The organism is Lysinibacillus sp. TE18511, from assembly GCF_054062295.1.
Map to the genome: position 1 here is coordinate 1 of NZ_JBSSFD010000041.1, position 18,904 is coordinate 18,904.

The window sequence follows — 18,904 nt, forward strand, 5'->3', positions numbered from 1 at the left end:
TATGAACCAACCTACCGCACAATCAACCGATTCCGTGTCCAACCAGAGGTGAAAGAGCTGATTCGTCAATGCTTCGTTCAATTCCGCTGCCAGCTAGTACAGGAAGAATTCATTGATCAGGAAGCTATTTTTATTGATGGAACAAAGATTGAAGCGAATGCGAACAAATTTACATTCGTGTGGAAAAAGTCGATTGAGAAATATCATAACGGACTAATTGAAAAGTCAAACCGGCTATACGATGAGCTGCTTGAAAAAGAAATCATGCCAGAAATTGAACGGGAAAATGAAAAGGAATTAGCCTTGGAAGACCTCGCTCAAATGGTCGAAAAAGTAGATGAAGTGATTTCTGAATATGATCGAAAAATTGAGGACTCATCGGATGTAGCAGAGCGAAAGGCTTTAAGAACGGAACGGAAATTCCCGAAGCAAGCTCGCAAACAATTAATCGACTATATTGAACGCAAACTAAAATATCAAAAAGGCTTCGAAATCTTTGACGAACGAAATAGTTATTCGAAAACAGACCCGGATGCGACATTTATGCGTATGAAAGATGACTATATGAAAAATGGTCAATTGAAGGCAGGTTATAACATACAAGTGGCAACAGAAGGTCAGTATGCGCTTGCCTACAGCATTTTTCCGAACCCAACGGATACACGTACATTAATCCCATTTTTAGATGAAATCGAACAACATTATTTTAAGTTACCAAAACACATCGTTGCAGATGCCGGATATGGCAGTGAACAAAATTATAATGATATCCTCTCGAATCGTAAGCGAGAAGCCTTAATCACGTACAACATGTATTTAAAAGAACAGAAGAAAAAGTATAGGCAAAACGAATTCAATACAGCGAACTGGGATTATGATGAAGAACATGATCGATACACTTGCCCAAACCAACAACAGCTTGTATTTAAATATCGTACCACGAAAACGGATAAGTATGATTTCACGCGTGAGTTTAAGGTATACGAATGTGAAGACTGTTCCGGATGCCCCCTCCGTTCATTATGTACAAAAGCAAAAGAAGGAAATAATCGTAAGTTAATGGTGAATGAGAAGTGGGAACAACAAAAAAAATATGTGCGAGCAAAGCTTTCAGAAGAAAAAACGAGTACCATTTATCGTCAACGCAAAATTGACGTGGAACCAGTTTTTGGATTCTTGAAGGCTAATTTGCGTTTCACTCGATTTTCTGTACGAGGAAAATCGAAGGTTGAAAACGAGATGGGCCTCGCATTAATGGCCGTGAATTTAAGAAAATTCACAGCCATTAGCTAAGAACTATATGGAGACAACATAAAAAAAGAGAAATCCGAATTTGAATTCATTCAAATTCGGATTTCTCACTAATTGAAGCTAGTTATGTCCCAGCCTCATTTAAAACCTTTTGCCCCTGTCGCTATGCTTTCGGGGCAGAAAAACATTTTTGCATCTGTCGCTACGCTTTCGGGGCAGAAAAACATTTTTGCATCTGCCGCTACACTTTCGATGCAGAAAAAATACGTCAAAAACTTTGACGTATTTTTTTGTAACTATTTAGATGGTCGTTCGTCTACTGTTGTGAGAATGCTTTTTTACTCGATTATATTGGTGAATAGTGCATAGTTTTTATTAGTTGTGCGTTTTATGGCGCTAGCTTTGACTAGCGTAGGCAATGAGCTATTTGTGACAATACAAATGGGCTACCAACTTATGAGTGATTGTCCAATGCTCATTTGCCGTTCTTTTTTTGGATATTTCATAGCAGCAAGCTTAATCTTTTAACCCATCTAGAAGGTATTTGTACCTTTATAGATGGCTTTTTTTATGCTGTTGTAGCCAAAATGTTGAATTTGCACAAATACTTTTGTTGTAACTTCTTAATGCATATTACGATTTTTTTAGCATATGTTGGATAAGATTTGTTATATTGAAGAAAGAGTGTTTACGGCACGTATTTTACATGATAGGGGAAGATCTTTGTTGGTAGAATTTGATAGGGGGCTTCAGTTGCATGCTGTTGGATTGTGATGAGCAGTTATTCATGACATTTAAACATAGTGGTGAAAAGGGTGCTGAAAAGTTACTTTCGAAATGGTTGGAGGCAGAGACTGACTCTCAGGTAGACCCGAAAATACTAGGTACTGCACTTTCACCAAATTTATTTTTAGTGAATGAAGAAACAGCGATGAATATTGCGTTTTCAACTGCACGAAAATATTGGGGGCGCGTCACCGGAGATATGCAAACGTTTTTTAACAAGCATGGTTTGGATACTAAATTTGTAAACGACCGTCTCGATGCTTTTTTTTATACGCAAAAAGGCAAGGAAACTTTTTTTGAGCAGCTTTTTGCACAGCATACAATGGACTTAGAACGATTGATCTGGCTAATTTTTGGGAAGCGAATGCAAATTACAATGCCAGTTAACGAGCTACAAACTATATTTTTATATAAATTTGAAAATGTATATTTGGTGCATATGATTTATAAAGAAGATGCACAATTTTGGCATTGGCTTTTCATAAAAAAAGTTTATTCACTGTTTATCCACAAACCTTTAGAACAATTCACATTTATCCATGAAATGATGGGTCATATTGAACGATCCGCACGAAAAACTTATGCACATGTGAATAACTTTGTGAATAATTACAAAAAAACTCTGGATAAGTGTATAACTTATGTGGATAACCGTAATTCTACTTGTTTAGCAAAAAAACAGCTACATCTTTACCAGATTGTCACGCACTATCGTTTATCAGAAGGGGATTATCGATGTGTTAAAGCATTAATTACTTCCTTTGAAGCGGATTGGCGTTATTCGATGTATGCATTAACGGAGAAAGAAAAGGTTCTGATTGCATATCTTCTTTTTCATATAGCGCATCAGGAGAAGAATGATGAAAGTGTTATTCAATACGGTGAGTATTTGTTAGCGGATGAACGGCTTAATAATTACGCGATAGAGATTTTGTTGGAATATAAGGAGTTATTGCCTAATCGTAAGCCAACACCACCGGCCATTATAAAAAATTATGAACTTAATTTTTTAGAAAATTTATATGCTGTATTGCTTGATCATTATGTAAGAATGGAGCGTTATCAAGAAGGGCTCCTGCTTTTAAAAGAACATGTACTAGCATCCAATAAAAAAATACATGCCACTTTAGTCCAGAAAAACTATAGTAATGAGCAATTTATCGCGATTGAGGCGTCAGTTCAGCAAGATATTGCTCTCCATGTTAATAATTCATTACAGCATATAGGTTTGTCAGTGGAAGAATGGCGCCAACATTACCATCATCCAGATACGTCTTATTATTTGGTAGCACAGAGCGCATCCTTGCATATGCTAAATATTTTAAAAGTTTTATTTGTGACGGAGCAGTATGAGGTTTTTGAAAAATTAATGGAGATTTATAAAAAATATTTACTCATTGACGATCATTTCGAAAAGCTACGAGTGTTTGTAAGTGCGTATGTTTAACTCCAGTTACTGTCGCTGCGTTAGCACTGCGCTTTCGCACAAAAAACATCTGTTGGGCTAAAGCCTCCGGACGCAATTATGCCGAGGCATAATTGATTAGAAGTCAAAAAAGAGTGTCTAATGTGTTTTCAATGACAGCATTAGACACTCTTGTTATTTATTTCGTGTTGTTGGCGTAATGGTGCTAATCTAAAACCCCTTTGTCCTTTAAGTCAGCAATTTGCTCGACACTATAGCCAAGTGAAGATAGAACTTCTGCATTATGCTCTCCAAGCTTGGCACCGACATGCTTGTACGCGGGCTTGGCACCGTCAAACTTAAAAGCAGATGCAATTTGTTTTTGTGTTGTACCATCGCTTTTTGGAATATCCACAATCATGTCACGAGCCTTAAGCTGTGGATGCTCGCATGCTTCTGGAAAAGTTAAAACTGGTTCGACACATCCCTCGAAATTCTCGTTAAACACTTCAAGCCATTCTTTGTAAGTCTTTGATAAGAACGCATCATGGACTGCCTCTTTAAAACGAATTTGTGTATAGTATGAATCATTGAAAGTATTATCAATAAGCTCAGGAATATCAAGTGCTTCACAAAGCAATTTGCGGAATTGAGGCTCAAGACTTCCTACTGAGAAAAATCGTCCATCCTTTGTTTTGTAAAAGTCATAGTAGCTTCCACCATTTAAAATTTCCTGTTCAGGCTGAGGCACACGACCACCGCCAATATAGGCAGACCCATACATAGCATTGAGTGAGAAGACAGCATCCGTCATACTTATATCAATAAATTGTCCTTCACCTGTTTTTTCACGATGTAAAGCTGCTGCGAGTACTCCAATTGCAGCGTGCATCGAGCCCCCTGCAATATCAGCGAGCTGAATACCCATTGAAACAGGTTTTTTATCTTGATGGCGTGAGTAATCAAGTAAGCCAGCTAATGATAAATAGTTATTGTCATGTCCTGGTCGATTGCTATATGGTCCAGTTTGTCCATAACCTGTAATAGCACAATAAATAACCTTTGGATTTATTTCTTTTAGTGCTTCATAGTCAATGCCAAGACGTTGCATGACGCCTGGTCGAAATCCTTCGATAATGACATCGTATTCTTTAACGAGTGACTTCACAATTTCTACAGCTTCAGGCGACTTTAAATTTAATGTTAATGATTTTTTAGAACGATTCAAATGTTGATGAATATATGCCTCATGATCATCATCGTAAGGTGGCATAATACGCGTTAAATCTACACGTTTTGATGATTCAACGTGAATAACCTCTGCGCCTAAATCAGCAAATACCATTGTCGCCATTGGCCCCGGTAGTAATGCAGAAAAATCGAGAATTTTTAGCCCCTTTAAAATACCCAAATCTCCCAACCCCTTTTTGTGTAGGCTACAATGCCATCTATATTAAGAAGGAATTGTAGCGCTTTTCTCATTATCCCCATTTTGTGAAAAGCGTGTACCATATCTGTATTAATACAGAATAACGTTGAATTTATCAGTATTATAACAGAAGAATTGATGGCTTGACTATGTTAATTTCAATTATAAATTAATTAGTCAGAAAATTATATGTCGGAATAACAATAAAAGTAAAAAAATTTTGAATAAAGATTATCTGTCAAATTTCAGATAATAATCTTCGTTTATCCGAAAATTCTGTCGCAACAAAGGTACAAAAAATCTCTATGCAATAGATTGCGCATAGAGATTTTTTTGTGCTAATGATTATTGTCGCCATTCAAATTACTTAGAATAGAAGTTCATCGTATAATAGGGTGCACCGTTATCATTAAAACAGACACCAACAAAAATATGTGTGAATTCTTTCCTTAAAATATTTGTACGATGCCCTGTCGAATTCATCAGAGCCTCATGGGCAAATATACTATTGTGCTGTCCATGAGCTAGATTTTCGCCATACCAGAAGTAATTAACGCCACTAACAGTGAGACGGTCATTGGAATGATTACCTATGTGATCCTTATGGCTAAAAAATTGATGTGAAATCATATTACTGCTATGCTGTCGAGCAATGTTATTACATTTTTTATCATAAATAAGTGGCTGTAATCCTTCTATAACTCGCTCATGGTTAATAAGTTCAACCATTAAATCTTCAAGCCCTGTTCGTAGTTCATTGGAAGGCTTGCCATAATAACCGCATTTACTTAATTCTGTTTTGGCATTAATCCAAATGATAGAACGAACCATATTATTTTTGTGTAAATCATAGAAAAAAGTAACATAGTGATGATCAATCAAATAGGTCCCATGTGTAGTACTACCTTCACAATCATTATAATCGAGCAAATAACTTGTATTTTGATAGTGTATGGCACTGAGTGGAAGACCATATTTTCTATGCACATCTGTTTGATTGGCACCGATGTGAATACCAAATACGCTATATCCAATGCGTGTTTCATATCCTCCAACCTCATTAGAATTATGTCTTCCTACGAGTGAGAATTGGGCGTAGTCTGTATTTACTCGATGCCATTTCATTTTGTATTCACTTTGAAAGCTGGATAGTGACAACGCTTTTTGTGTATTTGAATGGACTGTCTTTTTTTGATTAAGAGAAATATTAGCCCATAATGCCATACTGAAACCAAACATAATTGGAGCTGCTTTACGTAACAACATAGTTAAACCCTCTTCTGTAAATTTATAATAAAAATCTATCGAAATCTATCAAAAATATAGGAGATTCATAGATATAAAATACTATATTTTTATCCCGTTAACGATGCTAAATTTTTGGAACTATCCCTACTATATGGCTATCTCCATAACGGGGATTGATTTCAATTCCGACTGGGCGCGTCGAGACACTAGGGCCAACATTTGTTTTTTGCGCGAAAGCGGAGCGTCAGCAACAACACAATGTTGGGCACGAGGCGTTATCATAGGGTTTTAAAAACCCTATTTTGACAAATATTTTCTCTTAATATACGAAGTTATTCTTAATAAGGAATTTTTTATGCTTTAATAGATTAATAGAGAAAAAGTTAAATGGCGGTAGTTGGAAAAGTATTGATAAGAAATTACAAATTAGGGTAAAGGTAGACTATGAAATCAAAACATTTAAAGTTAAAGCATTTAATCATGGGAGTTGCGTTGGCTGCTTTTTTCTTAACGAGTATTGGTAGCATTTGGAGCGGTTACCGAATGAATGTTGCCTCCATTAAAGAAAATACGCTTGAAACAAATCGAGTATATGCGCAAAAATTAGCAACCACTGCAAGTTTGTATTTACAGGAAGCTTTTCAGATTTTAGGATATAGCGCCAACCATCTAGAGTCGAAAATGGATGATAAGAATGCATTGAATAGTGAAACAGAGCGTTTGAAAATGCAAGATAATATGTTTAACTCGGTTTTTATCACAAATGCAGAAGGTCTTGTACTATCTGTTACACCACCAGCTGAGGAGGTACAAGGTCAAGTATTGGCACAGGTTGAAACAGAAGAAGCGTTATCGAAAAAGGAGCCTTTTGTATCAAAACCTTATGAAGGGATTACAGGGCGTCTTCTTATTTTTATATCGTCTCCTATATTTTCAGAGACAAATGAATATTTAGGAATGGTAGCTGGAACAATTTATTTGAAGGAACGAAATGTTTTTAATGCGTTACTAGGGGAACATTATTATCATGATGGTTCGTATGTTTATGTAGTTGATTCAGACGGACGCGTTATCTATCATCAGGACCCAAGTCGTGTCGATGATATTGCTATGGGTAATAAGGTTGTTCAAGCGGTAGTTTCTGGAGAAAATGGAGCACAGCAAGTAGTGAATACTAGAGGAGTAGAAATGCTTGCTGGTTATAGTACCGTTCCTTTAACGGGGTGGGGAGTTGTTGCTCAGAGACCGTTAGATGTAGCATTAGAACCTTCATTTGATCGTGTACAGGATGTAATTATAAAATCTATTCCTCTTATGCTAATTTCAATTTTTATTGTACTTTGGGCGGCAGCACGTATTGCAAATCCTTTACAGCAATTAGCTACATTAACAGAGGAGAGCTTGGAAACGAAAAATGTAGAAGGGTTAAAATCTGTACGTGGTTGGTATTTTGAAGTTTATTATTTAAAGAGTGCACTTATTCGGAGTTTAACGTTTTTACAGGGACAGGTGTCCTATTTTAAGGATCAATCTACAACAGATCCATTAACAGGTGTAACGAATCGGCGTACGATGGATGCAATGCTAGCTGAATGGCTTGACAACAAGTTACCGCATGCCCTCATTTTACTTGATTTAGATCATTTTAAAAGTGTTAATGATACATATGGTCATGCGGTCGGGGACAAAGTATTACAATTTTTAGCTCAAAATATGCAAGCAGTCGCTCGTGATGGAGATGTTTGCTGTCGCTACGGTGGAGAGGAATTTGTTTTGTTACTGCCAAATACTACGGTTGAGGAAGCGGTACAAGTGGCAGAGCAACTGCGCCATAATTTGGCTCATACTATAAGTCCTTGTGGTCGCAAAGTGACATTATCTGCTGGAGTTGCTGTGTATCCACAAATGGCTGACACTGCGGAAAAGCTAATTGAAGCTGCGGATGGTGCGCTGTATCTTGCAAAACAAGCTGGACGAAATCAAGTTATGGTCGCTGGACAAGAAAATAAATAAAAAATGTATTGAAATAGGCTTATATCTTTTATTTTTTGGGTAAACGATTAATACGACAATCATTTGGGCAAGCTACTTTTAAGTCATTCCCCATATGACTTCTAAAGCATGTTCAAATGATTCGTAAACTCGGGACACATCTCTTGATCGACTTGACAAGATGTAAGGTTATCCCCCTTTCCCTTATGACATCACAAGTACGACAGATGTATGCCTATATATCGTTAAAGCCAAGCGAGCACCGATGCTCCTTGGCTTTTTTATGTGTGATATTAAAGGGATTTCATTAAAAAACGGTTAGTTAGTAGAACGGTTTGGATGACGAAGAGCGTGGAATGCCTAAACCGTTTTTTGATTCATCATTAGAAACTAGGTATAACATTTGTTAAAACGCATGCTGTAAATATAAGTTGATTGGAGTGGAGACTGGGCGACTCCTTGGGGATTAGCGTCACAGATGAGACCCTGGAGCGAGCAACGCGAGTGAAGCGGCCCATCGGACGCCCCCAGGAAAGCGCCTAGTCGGAACGGAAATCAACTCCACGTTATGGTGATGGGCCTTTAGTGTATTTACTGCTAGCCGTTATTAACGATTTTCTTCCATTATTTTAGAAATAGCTATGAAGGTTCACTGTCTACCTGTCGATATAAAGGGTATGATGAAAATGATATTTTGTACGTATCAAAATACATAATTGAAAGGAAGAGTGGGATGGATAAAACAAAAATCCAAAAAGTGAACAAAGCATTGATAGCAACTGTTTTCGCTACTAGTGGGCTTGCTGTTGTAGTGCCACTACCACAAAAGGCAGCGGCGGCTACTTCACCATTTACAGATATTGACCAATATTCAAGTCATTATGACAATATCTTGAAATTATATGCTCAAGGTGCGATTAGTGGGTATGCAGATAAAACTTTCCGACCAAATCAAAATGTAACACGTGGTCAGGCAGCAAAAATGCTGGCGACTGTTTTAAATTTAGATTTGAAAAATGTGCAAGATCCATATTTTAAAGACGTACCACAGAGCAGTGAATATTATAAGTATGTAGCCGCATTACAAAATGCAGGAATCATGTCTGGCTATTCAAACGGAACTTTTATGCCTAATGAAGTAATTACACGTGGGCAATTAGCGAAAATTTTAGTGCTAGGCTTTAAATTTGAGGTAGCATCTAATTACAACAATAGCTTCAAAGATGTAACAAGCCAAACGAGCAACGCCATCTATATTCAAACTTTAGTGGATTTAAATATTACAGCAGGAACAACGCCTGTCACATTCTCACCATTTGATGCGGTAACTCGTGGACAAATTGCATCCTTTATTGTGCGTTCACAAGAGAAAAAAAGCAATGCTACAACTTTCAAAATTACAGGTGTTGAAGACGATGTTGTCTACATAAACGGTGAACCATATTCAGTACCAGAAAGTCTTTCGCATATTTTTAATGAATATAATGCACCAGTTTTAAAAGGTGCGTTTATTGAAGGGGATCTTTCAGGCAAAACCATTCGCTCTGTCTCGAAGCTAACATTGAATGCGAGCGGGACAAGCTCAAGATTTCTAGAGTTTGATGGTGATCATGAGTCCTTCGGTGCGACAATCGTTGTTAATGGGAACTATATTGAATTTTCAAATGTTACATTGACTGGCACAATGTATGTGAACGAAACGGTACGTCCACCTTTACATATGAGTGTTTCTGACTATAATCCATTATCGATTGGCCGTATAGCAAGCAACAATTTTTCATTTATCGACTGGACTAATCCCGAAAATCCAAATGGTGAAAACCCACCCCCGTCCAAAAACGGTCCGACAACGGATTTTGAAAATTGGACAGATCAGAATTCAGACAAAAATCCTGATAAAAACAAGCCGTTTGAGAATTGGTCTAAAGATAAAGTGACGATGAAAAATGTTGAAAAACATATTGAATTTTATAACAGCACTGTATCACGCTTAGTCGTATCTCAAAGCGGTACAAAAATCGAAACAAATATGAAGTTACCACGCGTAGACATCATCAGGAATGTCCGTGAATTTGAGATTCAAGGAAATATTGGGACACTAAACCTGGATACAGAAACAAAGCTAACAATTTACGGAGATGGCAATATCGACTGGATTAACTACAATAGCTTTACAGATTTAGAGCTATATATGGACGGTCGTGTAGGTACTCTGTACGTTGATAATGTATATGGTTGGGTTGATGTTGGAGATTACACGTATATTGACAAAGTTATTATACCGAAGGGTGAGTCACCGAATAATATCTTCGATGATTTCCTAGAGGATAAAGATAATATCGGCATTATTACAGATCCAGACGGTAAACCGATTGATAAGGACGATTATGATAATCAAAAACCGACCGATAAAACGAAACCTTTAATTGACATAACGAAGGTAACAACATTAAATGGTAGCGATGCTCAGGTGGATTTTACGTCAGATGAAGTCGGCACTTACTATTATATAGTTCGTGAAAAGGGCGCTGATGCACCAACAAAGCGAGAAATGGTAGAACGTATTTCTACTGAAAATGCAGCAAGTGGAACAGGAGCAGCTGTAAAAGGCACAAATACTGTTAAAGTCACTAATCTAGGTGAGAAAAAAGAATATGTCGTTTATGTAATGGTGGTTGATGGAGCGAAAAATGCTTCAGATATTAAATCACAAGCATTCCAAATGAAGGATGGCTCACCGCCAGTCGTAAAGTCACTTACAGTAACACCACTAAATGGCGGAAAACGTGCGGAGTTAAAATTCACAGCGAGTGAACCAGGGGAGTATTACTACTATGTGCGTAAAAAGACGACTGCCGCAGATCCAACAACTGCAGACATTATTGCTAAGCCAACAGGTAAGGGCAAGGCAGTTGCGGGTAAACTTGGAATTACTGATATTTTAACAGGTTTAAACGCTGAAACAGAGTATCAACTTTATGTAGTGATGAAGGATGATTCGGGTAATAACTCGAAAGATCCAGCTGTTATGAAAGAGTTTACAACAAGTGAACTTGATAACATCTATCCGTTTGTAGAAAAGACGAAGCTAGAACCAGCAGGTCAAGAAAACCAGTTTTATGTATATCTAAATGAAGCCTTAGATCCTGAAAGCGCTCGTAATGTAAATAACTACGATTTATCAGGAACAGTTATCGTCAATACGACAGGGCAGCAAAAAATTAAACCTTCTGCTGTAGAGTATAAAGAAGGCGATAAAAAAGTATTATTAACAATTCCATCTGAAACAGGTTTTGTCTATGGTGATACATTACGTGTAACAGTATTACCTGGCGTTAAGGACTTAGCAGGCAATGAATTTGAAAATACCAATACTGTTGAACCTGGTAAAAATGCTCGAAACTATGCAGAATATGTCCATGAGAAATTTGTTAAACCAGAAATTTCTATTGAAAATGTCATTAATAAACCAGACGAATCTGATAATTTCAGACGAGTTGAAGTTGAATTCAAGCCAAATAAGGCTGGTACGTATTATTATATGGTTTTACCTGATACGATTGTAGACAATGGTGAAACAAAGACATTTAAGCAATATTTAGCCGACAAAGGGATTACAGAACGAGACTTTGTCAATGAATTTGCGAAGGATTCATCATTAAAATCGGGCTACTTCCAAATAGGCGGAAAAGATATTTATATTGAAATTGGCTCTGGTCCGGCTGATTTAGAGGCAGACACAAAAAAATTCCCTATGGCTATTTCTAAAGACAAACTTAATCCATTCTCAAGCTATTCTGTTTACATGGTCTTAAAGGACCGTGGTGGGGAAATTTCGAAAATGACATCAAAAGAAATTATTGGTGACACGAAAGCACCGTTAATTAAAGACTTAGTTGTAAAGCCTAAGGAAAAAGATGATACAAAAGCAATGATCAGCTTTAATACTGATGAGACAACTTTACTGCATTATTGGTTTGTACCGAAGAAAAATGCAGATGGGACAACGAATGATTCAGCTAATTTAAAGATTGATACACCTGCAGAGCGTAAATTCTTAGAGGACAAACTAAAAGGTAGCCCAAGTGTTAAGAAAAGTGGAAAAGGGGCATTCCCGTTAACTGAAGCACAGGGTGTAACTTTAAATCCACATACAGAGTATGTTGTATATCTAGGAGCAGAGGATACGTATGGTAATATTAGCGTCTACAAAGCTAATGATGCTGGGGATAATCATGATGAATCAAATGCTGGTTGGATGAAGCAAGATTTCTATTCCGATGGTACAGCGCCACGAGTAGAAGATCCTATCTTTAAACGAATTGATGGAAAAACATTTGAGGTTACATTCTCAGAAGCAGTCGGCGACCCAGCTAATCCAGGAAGTATTATTAAAAATGGTCAATCATTCTTTAATTTTACAAACTTAGATGGTACAACAGCGACTTTACCAAGTTATACATGGGCTTGGGAAGATGGTGCAGCTTTAAGGGAGACATGGAAACCTAGAAAAATGATTATTACGTTTAATAATCCGGTAAATCAAAGCTTTGCATTAACGGTAAATGCCGATATTACAGATAAAGGCAGTGCGATTATTGCCAATACACAAATACCGTTTGCAAATGGTAAACCTACAGCATCTTATATTTATAGAACTCTTACAACTAATATTGAAAGTGCTAAGCTTCAGGAGCCTATTTCTGTTGATAGAAGTAATAAGATTAATGCAACATTCGACTTTACCTTCTCAGATCCTTCAGTGGAACCTGGAGAAGAAGTCAACTACTATTACAAAGTATATAGTAAAACATATACACAAACAGAAATTGATAATGTTAAACCAATTGAGGTTATTGATCCAAATACTTCTGGTGCATTAACAAGTCTTAGCAATGGCAATGGCAAAACGCCGCTTAAAAACGGACGAACAGTGCAACCTATTACAAATAATACGTTCCCATTCATTGAGGGAGATTATATTGTAATTGTAATAGTTGATAAATATGGTAATAAATATCTTGTTCAAGATAAGATTTCAAAATAATAAATATGTATAAATGATAGAAATAAGGCTTTTAAATCGATAACAACCAAAAAATAACCAAGTGGATGATTTTCCACTTGGTTATTTCTCTTTCACAAAGAGCTTGAGGTCCAGCTAATTGATTCCGCATTAACGGGCAGTAATTAAATTGTACTGAAAGCGAAGCGTCAGGTACAAGACTCCCACCTCCAAATTCTGCGAAAGTAAAAAGTTAGGTGGGAGAATAATTGCTCGCAAAAAATAAATGGGGATAAAGAAAACTCCCGCTCAATAAAGTTTCACACTTTATTGAATACCTAGTTGAAACACAAATTTCGAAGAATAAAAAAGAGGGGCATTAAACAGCCCCTTCATCATCACACCCAACCAAACGCTCGAGCAATTGTTGCCGTTAGCCATGTTACGCCAATGGCAATGACAGTTGGAATCAAAAATGACATAAATGTCCATTTCGGACTTTTTGTTTCTTTATAAATGTTTACTAAAGTCGTTCCGCAAGGGAAGTGTAGAAGTGAGAATAACATCATATTTAAAGCTGTCAGCCACGTCCAGCCTTGGTCGATAAACACTTGCTTTAGCTTCGATAAATCTTCAATCTCAAGCATCGCTCCTTGAGATAAATACGCCATAATTAGGATAGGGACCACAATTTCATTAGCTGGTAACCCAAGAATAAAGGCGGCCAAAATAAAGCCATCCATACCAAGAGCCTGACCAAACGGATCTAAAAAGTTAACAAAATGCATTAAAATACTTGTATCACCAATGTAAATATTTGCGAATATCCAAGTCAAAATAGAGGCAGGCGCTGCAACGATAACCGCTCTTTTTAGTACATTCCATGCTTTATCAATACTTGCTCTTAAAATCGTATTCCAGAACTTTGGTCTACGGAATGGTGGAAGCTCTAATGTGTAATGAGTGGGTACACCCTTTAAAGCCGTTTTAGAAAGAACCCAGGATACAGTTAATGTTACAACAACACCTAACAGGACAAATCCCATTAAAATTGCTGCTGTCATAAATGTACCTGTTGCCCCTGTAAAACCCATTGTCATAAATAATGATGCTAATAAAATAAGTGTTGGCCATCTCCCGTTACAAGGGACAAAATTGTTCGTTAAAATGGCCAGCATTCGTTCACGAGGAGATTCTATTATTCTCGTAGATAGAATAGCGGCAGCATTACAGCCAAAGCCCATTGCCATTGTTAATGATTGCTTCCCGTGTCCTCCTGCTCGTTTAAATAAACGGTCCATGTTAAATGCTACGCGTGGTAGGTAACCGTAGTTTTCTAGTAAGGCGAAGATAGGGAAGAAGATAGCCATTGGCGGTAGCATAACGCTAATAACCCAACCGGTTCCTCTAAACAGCCCAAGCACTAAAATACCATGTAGCCATTCTGGTGCGTGCATTGCTTCAAAAATTATTGTTAGCTTACCCTCTAGATAGCCAAATAAATCCGCTAACATGCTTGATGGTACGTTTGCGCCAGCAATCGTAATGTAAAAGACAGTTCCAAGCAGAATAAGCATAATAGGGAATCCCCAAATACGAGATGTGAAAATTTCATCTAATTTATCGGATCTATATAGTCCCGGCTGCTGCTCCGACACTACTTTTTTACATAAAGATTTGCTTTTAGCATAAATATCACTAACGATTTCATCTCGAATATCCTCATTCGAGACTTCTTTCACTTCAGCCAATATGTCTTTTAGTAAGTTATGATTTAACACTGACTGGGGCTCCATTTGTTATCACCTCTCCTTGTCTATTATTTTTATGATTTTGTAGTTTTAAGATCAATTCCTCATCTCCATCAAGTAAACGAAGGGCAATCCATCTCGATGGATATTTACCATCAAAATAGCCTTTTATTTTCGATTCTACTTTTAAAATGGCTTCCTCTATTTCTTTCGAATAGGTCATACGATAAGGGGTCGTAACAATTTGCCCGTGCACTAGTTGATTTAATGTATCTAATAATTGATCAATTCCTTTTTTATTTCTGGCTGATATTTTTACGACTGGGACTCCCAGTTCACGAGCCAATTTCTTGTCATCAATTCGGATACCTTTTTTCTCAGCTTCATCAATTAAGTTGATACAAATGATGACATTGTTAGTCATTTCCAATACTTGGAGTGCGAGATTTAAATTTCTTTCTAATGATGTTGCATCCAGCACAACAATCGTTGCATCTGGTTGATCAAAAATAATATAATCTCTTGCGACTTCCTCATCTGCTGAATTTGAAAATAAAGAATAGGTACCGGGTAAATCCACGAGTACATATTGTTCACCGTTATGTTCAAAGGATCCTTCTGCATGGACAACTGTTTTTCCCGGCCAGTTTCCGGTATGCTGCTTCAATCCTGTTAATGTATTAAACAATGTGCTTTTACCGGTATTTGGATTACCTGCTAAAGCTATTCTATTTACGCTCACTTTATAGCCCCCCTAACGATTTCTCCTAGAATTCTAGAGCTTTCATCATTACGTAATGCAATTGTTGTATTGCTTACACGATAAGCAACAGGGTCTCCTAAAGGACTTTTACGAAGAACAGAGATTTCTGCTCCTTTCACAAAGCCTAAATCTAATAATCTTCTTCTTAAAGGACCTTCAATATTTATTTCTTTTATTAAAAAACAATCTCCAAATGAGCATTCTGAAAGTGGTCTCAATGTTTTTGTCATACGCCTTTTTTATTCCTTTCCTTAATAATCTTTCCCGTGCTTTATATTGTTTCTCTAAGGAAACTTTATTAAAGAATATGCTGGATTTATGACAGATGTCAATGATTTTAAAAATTTTTATGAAATGCGCGACAAAAGAACTAGTTAATTGAAGGGTGTGACATGGCATAAAAGGTTGCTGGACTAAGGGAAGTGGAAAAGAGGAATATGTTTAGGAAAACAAGGAAGAAGAAAGTCGTTGCTGTATTGCTAAGGCATAGTCCTCTTTATGGTATGTTAATAAGATTTTGTTACATGTGCCTAATAAAATTTTCAAGAGGGGTTTGATAATGTTAAACCCTCTGCTAATAACAAAGTATCGGCAGAGGGTTATGATTTTTTTAATCTTTACTGGAGATCATGAAGGGGATTAATTTCTAACGATCTGGAATGTACCTGGTGTAGATGTTTGAATAAAATGTTGATTTCCTTCTACAGTGTAATCAGCTGGCATCTGCTCGTTAAAGTCATAGGTACGAACGATGGAGGCATTCAGTGGTAAATTCTCGAGAATGATTTCCATATCTGCCTCAAATTCAACTGGTTTATTATTTAATGTTGCTTGGAATGTGATTCGATTCAAATTTCGTGTAATTTGAATTTCCATTACGCCAGTATCCTCATTAAGAAGAGTTCCTAGCGGTGGAATAATAACAGTCATATTGGATTTCGTTGTTAAAACAAAGCGCTCTGTACTATTTTCTGAGTCAGCAACATTAATTTTTGCTGTATAGGTATTTTTGTTTCTAGTCATAGCCGTGATTTTACCAGGTAAGGCTGCTTTGTCAGAAAAAGTCGGTGTTTTTTTCGCATTTCCTTTAGCCGGCAGATCATATTTACCATTTACATAGTCTGCTAATGTCCAGACATTTGGCACAAGCTGCTGTTGCACGGGTGTTAAAGCTTCGAAAGCTGTTTTGACTGCCTGTACATCTTGAGCAGTGGACGTTTTAGGCGATAAAGCTGCAATAGCATTTTCTACTTCCTTAGCCGCTGCTTTATCCTTCACAACAAGCTGTTCAGCATCTAATAAAATCTTTTCGACGCCAGCAGGTAATGAGACGTTTGTATGTTTGCGTAGTGCATTGAGCTCGGCTCTCGCATCAGCTACATCCTGATGGAAGCTAATACGAGAAGAGTTTAACAATTGGATTTTATTGACCACTTTATCGATAGATGTATTTGGCGTGATATAGGAATTCAGTATTCTTTGTGATTCAGCACTCACAAAGGTTTTTTGCGCTGCATTTAACGTATTGTACCAATCTTTCGTTTCTACGACGTTTTGGTAGTAATTAACAGAAGTTGACTCCACAGAGGCTAATTTCTCATCAATTTGTGCAGCAAGCTTACGATACGCTACTCTCGTTTGTTGATGATTTGATAGTGTTGAATAATTCGTGACGTATTGTTTTTCCGTTTCAGTTAACTCGTTGTAGGCTTTGAGGGCTGCCTCAAGGTTTGCTTGGAATGAGTAATAAGTATCGTTAATGTTCGAAATAAGTTGTACAACATTTGTAACGTTTGAGTTGTAGTAATAATTATTATTGTATATGTAAGCCGTTTTTGCATGTCCAGAAACATCAGCAGCCGATGCTGACGTAGTTGGTGCAGTATAGATCAGTGAAGGGACAGCAACTAGGGCGAGTAAAGCTAGTTTTCTTTTGTTTTTCATGATATGAGAAACCTCCTGTTGTTTTGAAAAGTGTAATGGTAAATCATAGGGTTTTTATCCTAGGTAAAACCTTTAATTGCCTTAAGAAACGATTAATTATTTATTTGCTGAAAAGGGTCCTGTCTAGACGGAATTATCCTAATATATGTTGATAAACCAATTTTATCATAGCTTAGGATTTTTTTATGTATATTTTGGGGAATAGGTAGATAGATTTTGCATTTTTTTTAAGATTTTGTGTCTTATGTACTTATGAGCTTACGAAATGTAAACAAGCAGATAAGTCCGTAGTCTGCTTTTTTCAATCGAGATGGATAGAACGATCAAACAAACGAACGGATAGACTCCTGGAACTGACGGATAGAACCCTCATACTAAGGATAAAGTTTTGTTATAATGATTTTAAGAAGGAGTGGGGGTGTTTTATTTGCAACGAAACTGGCAGAAGGTAGTTGTTGAAAAGTTAGCTACGGCTGTTAAACCAGCCTTTGTTATTGTTTTTGGTTCTTATGCGCGGGGTTCGGCACGTGAAGATAGTGATTTAGATATAGCGTATTTTGCAGATAAGCCTCTCTCAAGTTACGAACGTTTTCTATTAGCCGGAGAAATTGCACAGGCTTGTAATGTTGATATTGATTTAGTCGATATGAAGACGGTTGATACAGTGTTTGCAGCACAAATTTTTTCAAGTGGTATGGTCATTGATTGCCAAGATGAGAACACCTTTGTTAAAGAACGAATGAAGGCCCTATCAATGTATGTAACGTTAAATGAACAACGTGCGGAGATTTTGAGATCAATTGAAGAGAGGGGTAGTGTCTATGGTAACTAATGATGTTGTTCTAAATAAAATTGCTACAATTGAACGTTGTGTGAAGCGTGTCAACGAAGTGTATGGTAGTAATCCTGAAAATTTGCAAGATTTTACGAAGCAGGATAGTATCATTTTGAATATTCAACGTGCGTGTGAAGCTAGTATTGATTTGGCGATGCATATTGTTAGTGATTTAAAGCTTGGTTTACCTAAAACGAGTAGAGAAGCATTCAAGTTACTTGAGGAGAATAACATTATTGACCATGAATTAGCAAAAACATTAATGAATATGGTTGGGTTCCGAAATATTGCTGTGCATGATTATCAGGCTATTGAATTAAACATACTCCAAGCAATCATCGAGAATTATTTAGGCGATTTTAAAGCATATACAGCAGCAATATTGCTTGTATAACGAAAAAACAACAGGCTACGGAAATCTATTCCTGTTGTTTTTATTTTATAAACCGATAGAATGGTCGGACTGACGGATAGCCCCGATATCAATTAAAACAC

Annotated in this window: 11 protein-coding genes and 1 pseudogene; 6 read left to right on the forward strand and 6 right to left on the reverse strand. The window is 36.9% G+C overall.

Features of this window, described 5'->3' with window-relative positions; genetic code table 11:
• Together ACVWXS_RS21220 and ACVWXS_RS21225 are read left to right on the forward strand one after the other, a co-directional pair.
• Positions 1 to 1,284 (forward strand): annotated as a pseudogene (locus tag ACVWXS_RS21220) (IS1182 family transposase); the annotation flags it as partial.
• Positions 1,285 to 2,008: 724 nt separating this feature from the next.
• Entirely contained in the window at positions 2,009 to 3,484 is a 1,476-nt protein-coding gene (locus ACVWXS_RS21225; RefSeq protein ID WP_456960053.1) for a hypothetical protein, read from the forward strand.
• A 184-nt stretch (positions 3,485 to 3,668) separates the two neighbouring features.
• Here the strand turns inward: ACVWXS_RS21225 and ACVWXS_RS21230 are convergent, their stop codons facing one another.
• Together ACVWXS_RS21230 and ACVWXS_RS21235 are read right to left on the reverse strand one after the other, a co-directional pair.
• Positions 3,669 to 4,853, reverse strand: a complete 1,185-nt coding sequence (locus ACVWXS_RS21230) for a CaiB/BaiF CoA transferase family protein (protein ID WP_456960054.1) — start codon at positions 4,851 to 4,853, stop codon at positions 3,669 to 3,671.
• Between the two features lie 381 nt (positions 4,854 to 5,234).
• Positions 5,235 to 6,137, reverse strand: coding sequence for a CAP-associated domain-containing protein (locus ACVWXS_RS21235; protein ID WP_456960055.1), 903 nt, complete (start codon positions 6,135 to 6,137; stop codon positions 5,235 to 5,237).
• A gap of 426 nt (positions 6,138 to 6,563) precedes the next feature.
• Here ACVWXS_RS21235 and ACVWXS_RS21240 point away from each other — a divergent pair, with 426 nt between their 5' ends.
• Both ACVWXS_RS21240 and ACVWXS_RS21245 read left to right on the forward strand, forming a co-directional pair.
• Positions 6,564 to 8,132 (forward strand): sensor domain-containing diguanylate cyclase, encoded by a 1,569-nt coding sequence (locus ACVWXS_RS21240; protein WP_456960056.1) that lies wholly within the window; start codon positions 6,564 to 6,566, stop codon positions 8,130 to 8,132.
• 712 nt (positions 8,133 to 8,844) lie between these two features.
• Complete coding sequence (locus tag ACVWXS_RS21245; protein WP_456960057.1) at positions 8,845 to 13,158, forward strand: S-layer homology domain-containing protein; 4,314 nt, start codon at positions 8,845 to 8,847, stop codon at positions 13,156 to 13,158.
• 356 nt (positions 13,159 to 13,514) lie between these two features.
• Here the strand turns inward: ACVWXS_RS21245 and ACVWXS_RS21250 are convergent, their stop codons facing one another.
• The 4 genes from ACVWXS_RS21250 to ACVWXS_RS21265 form a co-directional block, all read right to left on the reverse strand.
• The gene (locus tag ACVWXS_RS21250) at positions 13,515 to 14,912 is read right to left on the reverse strand and encodes a nucleoside recognition domain-containing protein (RefSeq protein WP_456960058.1); all 1,398 of its coding nucleotides are present in this window, start codon (positions 14,910 to 14,912) and stop codon (positions 13,515 to 13,517) included.
• On the reverse strand, positions 14,884 to 15,609 hold the full coding sequence (locus tag ACVWXS_RS21255; RefSeq protein WP_456960059.1) for a FeoB small GTPase domain-containing protein: 726 nt from the start codon (positions 15,607 to 15,609) through the stop codon (positions 14,884 to 14,886). Before ACVWXS_RS21255 ends, ACVWXS_RS21250 begins: the two co-directional genes overlap by 29 nt.
• Complete coding sequence (locus ACVWXS_RS21260) at positions 15,606 to 15,860, reverse strand: FeoA family protein (RefSeq protein WP_402989379.1); 255 nt, start codon at positions 15,858 to 15,860, stop codon at positions 15,606 to 15,608. The genes ACVWXS_RS21255 and ACVWXS_RS21260 overlap by 4 nt, the downstream gene beginning before the upstream one ends.
• 409 nt (positions 15,861 to 16,269) lie before the next feature.
• Positions 16,270 to 17,574 carry a hypothetical protein gene (locus ACVWXS_RS21265; protein WP_456960060.1) on the reverse strand — a complete coding sequence of 435 codons (1,305 nt, stop codon included), beginning with the start codon at positions 17,572 to 17,574 and terminating at the stop codon, positions 16,270 to 16,272.
• A 418-nt stretch (positions 17,575 to 17,992) separates the two neighbouring features.
• On the opposite strand from ACVWXS_RS21265, the gene mntA reads away from it, so the two are divergent.
• Positions 17,993 to 18,406 carry a type VII toxin-antitoxin system MntA family adenylyltransferase antitoxin gene (mntA, locus tag ACVWXS_RS21270; protein ID WP_427498942.1) on the forward strand — a complete coding sequence of 138 codons (414 nt, stop codon included), beginning with the start codon at positions 17,993 to 17,995 and terminating at the stop codon, positions 18,404 to 18,406.
• Complete coding sequence (gene hepT / locus ACVWXS_RS21275) at positions 18,396 to 18,803, forward strand: type VII toxin-antitoxin system HepT family RNase toxin (protein ID WP_456960061.1); 408 nt, start codon at positions 18,396 to 18,398, stop codon at positions 18,801 to 18,803. Before mntA ends, hepT begins: the two co-directional genes overlap by 11 nt.
• The last annotated feature ends 101 nt before the right edge of the window (positions 18,804 to 18,904 follow it).